Source organism: Bradyrhizobium sp. 25ACV, from assembly GCF_054863005.1.
Genome location: NZ_JAVAYO010000197.1, coordinates 1 through 237, shown reverse-complemented (window position 1 = coordinate 237; position 237 = coordinate 1). Strand labels below are relative to the sequence as shown.

1 protein-coding gene is annotated in these 237 nt (G+C 66.2%); it reads left to right on the top strand.

Annotated features, from left to right (window positions below):
* Window positions 1-19 precede the first annotated feature (19 nt).
* Window positions 20-237, top strand: a 218-nt coding sequence (locus RAD04_RS39135) for a lytic transglycosylase domain-containing protein (RefSeq protein WP_461628030.1), incomplete at its 3' end; no start/stop codon positions are given.

The following is a 237-nucleotide window of genomic DNA, read 5'->3' as shown; positions in this document are numbered from 1 at the left end:
CCCCATCTACGGCTACACCATGACGGTCACGGACCCGACCAACACCGCGCCGGGCGGACCCACCTACAACAGCGCCGGCAAGCAGATAGGCGGCGTGTTCAACCCCTATTCGCCCCAGCAGGCTATTCCCCTGGAAGCCTTCTTCATGAGCCAACTGCTCAAGCAGTTCGGTGGCGACCCGACCAAGGCGCTCGAGGCCTACAATGCCGGGCCGAACGACCTCGCGGCGGGGGCGGG